The organism is Vibrio sp. D173a (assembly GCF_030248475.1).
In genome coordinates this window covers 1-638 of record NZ_JAHGAH010001611.1, presented here as the reverse complement: position 1 = coordinate 638, position 638 = coordinate 1, and the positions used below count along the sequence as shown (strand labels likewise).

Here is a 638-nt window from a genome sequence, read left to right as displayed (position 1 = left end):
GGTTGATCACCGTCCCCTCAATAATTTTAAGACTGTTATGAATTCAACAACTGCAACGCCCTCACCGTCTCTAAGCAGGCAACTCTTTACTATGACCTGGCCAATGCTGTTCGGCGTGCTTTCATTGATGAGTTTTCAACTTGTCGACAGTGCTTTTATTGGTCAATTGGGCGTATTGCCACTGGCGGCTCAAGGTTTCACCCTGCCAATTCAGATGATCATCATTGGGATTCAAGTCGGACTTGGTATCGCGACCACGGCGGTCATTGCTCGTGCTATCGGAGCAAAGAAGACGCGTTATGCTAAGCAACTGGGTGGCTTGGTGGTTGCAATGGGCGGTGTGGGCGTAGCACTGTTTTCGGTGATCATTTACCTGCTGCGTGGCCCAATTTTGCAATTGTTGGACGCCCCTGAATCGGTTTTTCCAATCATTGATTCTTACTGGATCTACTGGGTAATCAGCTCTTGGACAGGTGCGATGCTGTATTTCTTCTACAGCGTATGTCGCGCCAATGGCAATACCATGCTGCCGGGCACCATGATGATCGCCACCAGCTTGATTAACTTGATCCTCGATCCGATCTTCATTTTCACCTTAGACCTAGGCATCAATGGTGCCGCGATTGCTACCATTCTCG

General features: G+C 49.1%; 1 protein-coding gene. It reads left to right on the top strand.

The window, feature by feature from the left end:
* Positions 1-37: 37 nt before the first annotated feature.
* Positions 38-638, top strand: a 601-nt coding sequence (locus tag KIV40_RS35115; protein ID WP_285354101.1) for an MATE family efflux transporter, incomplete at its 3' end; no start/stop codon positions are given.